At 66.9% G+C, this 2,190-nt stretch carries 2 protein-coding genes; both read left to right on the plus strand.

Going from position 1 to position 2,190, the window contains the following annotated elements; genetic code table 11:
• The coding region (locus EOA29_RS33935) for an ABC transporter ATP-binding protein/permease (RefSeq protein WP_145969970.1) at window positions 1-1,448 on the plus strand (1,448 nt) is incomplete at its 5' end.
• A 163-nt stretch (window positions 1,449-1,611) separates the two neighbouring features.
• Window positions 1,612-2,055, plus strand: a complete 444-nt coding sequence (locus EOA29_RS33940) for a hypothetical protein (protein ID WP_126094490.1) — start codon at window positions 1,612-1,614, stop codon at window positions 2,053-2,055.
• Window positions 2,056-2,190: the final 135 nt, after the last annotated feature.

Genomic DNA, 2,190 nt, shown 5'->3' on the forward strand with positions numbered 1-2,190 from the left:
AAGGCGATCACACCAATCCTGAAGCCCGCCTCACGGAGGATTTGCGCATCGCCACGGAATCGCCCGTCGACTTCATCGCCGGCGTCCTCAACGCGTTCCTGTCGGCCTCGACCTTCATCGTCGTGCTGTGGACGATCGGCGGGGCGCTGAGCTTCACGCTCGGCGGCTTGAGCCTCACCATTCCCGGCTTCCTCGTCACCGCCGCGGTCATCTATGCCGCCATCACCTCCACCTCGATGGCGGTCATCGGCCGCCATTTCGTGAAACTCTCCGAGGACAAGAACCAGGCTGAAGCCGAACTCCGCTACGTGCTGACGCGCGTGCGCGAAAACGGCGAGAGCATCGCGCTGCTCGGCGGCGAGGAGGAGGAGCGCAGCGGCATCGACAGGAGTTTCGGCCATGTGCTGAGGCAATGGGCGCTGCTGACCGGCCAGCACATGCGCACGGCGCTGGTCTCGCAAGGGTCGAGCCTGTTCGCGCCGGTCGTGCCGATCCTGCTGTGCGCGCCAAAATTCCTCGAAGGCTCGATGTCGCTCGGCCAGGTCATGCAGGCGGCCTCCGCCTTCGGCATCGTGCAGGGCGCGTTCGGCTGGCTGGTCGACAACTATCCGCGCCTTGCCGACTGGAACGCCTCGGCGCGCCGCATCGCTTCGCTGATGATGTCGCTCGACGGGCTGGAGCGCGCGGAAGAGAGCGAGGCCTTCGGACGCATCCAGCACGGCGAGACGGCGAACGGCGCCATGCTCAGCCTCGACAATCTCTCCGTCACGCTCGACGACGGCACCTCCGTGGTCAAGGAAACCGAGGTCGAGATCGAGCCAGGCGAGCGGGTGCTGGTGGCCGGCGAATCCGGTTCGGGCAAATCGACGCTGGTGCGGGCCGTCGCGGGCCTGTGGCCGTGGGGCAGCGGCAGCGTCGATTTCCACGCCGGCAGGCGATTGTTCATGCTGCCGCAGCGCCCCTACATCCCCTCGGGCACGCTGCGCCGCGCCGTCGCCTATCCCGCCGCCGCAGACAACTGGACAATCAAGGAGATCAACGCCGCCCTCGACAAGGTCGGCCTCGACTATTTGAAGGACAGGCTCAAGGAAGAGGCGCCCTGGGACCAGACGCTGTCGGGCGGCGAAAAGCAGCGCCTCGCCTTCGCGCGCCTGTTGCTGCACAGCCCCGATATCGTCGTGCTCGACGAAGCGACCTCGGCGCTCGACGAGAAGAGCCAGGATAAGATGATGCGGACAGTGGTCCGCGAGCTGCCGAAGGTCACCATCATCAGCGTGGCGCACCGTGCAGAGCTCGAAGCTTTCCACAGCCGCAAGATCACGCTGGAGCGCCGCGAGGGCGGGGCGAAGCTGGTCAGCGATGTCGATCTGATCCCGCGCAAGGCGAAGCGCAACCTCATCACGCGCGCCTTGTGGGGTTCGAGCGGACGCGGCGGCGGGCGGCGTTAGATGGGGCAGGGCGATGCCCGTTTCGTGGCGGCCGTCCGGCGGCTGATTCAGCGCCGCGTGCCTGGAACCAATGACGGTCTAGAACTGTTCAGCTATGTGTTTGATACGATGCCGACATGCCCGGGCCGGCTGGGCTGGGCGGCGATCTCGAGGAGTTCTCATCATGAAGATTTCGTCCAGGTTTCGTTCAGTCGCGGTTGCCGCCATCGCCGCCGCGTGCGTCGGCTTCGCCGGCGCCGCGCATGCCGACAGCGGCACGATCCGCTTCGCAGTCTACAAGGCGGCCTTCTTCATCGGCGGCTCCGGCGGTGAGGGCACGCTGACCTTCCACGGCCGCAACTATCCCATCTCGATCGGCGGCATTTCGGGCGGCCTCGCCTTCGGCGCCTCCAAGACCTACTTCAAGGGCAAGGTGCGCCACATTCGCCGCGCCAGCGACGTGACCGGCGTGTACGGCGCGGCGGGCGGCGGCGGCGCGCTCGGCAGAGGCGCCCAGGTGATCGTCATGACCAACGACAAGGGCGCCGAGCTCGAGCTCACCGGCAGGCAGGTGGGCCTGCAGGTTAACGCCGATCTCAGCGGCATGAGCATTGGGCTGAGGAGGTAAGGGGTCGACGGCCTCGACTGCTGAAGGACAGGATCGAGGGGCCCGTCGGGTGGCAGGGCAATCGCATATGGCGCCCCCCTCTCCGTCTCGGCTTCGCCGAGCCACCTCTCCCCCACTTTGTGGGGGCGAGGAACC

Source organism: Mesorhizobium sp. M1E.F.Ca.ET.063.01.1.1 (assembly GCF_003998155.1).
GTDB lineage: Bacteria > Pseudomonadota > Alphaproteobacteria > Rhizobiales > Rhizobiaceae > Mesorhizobium.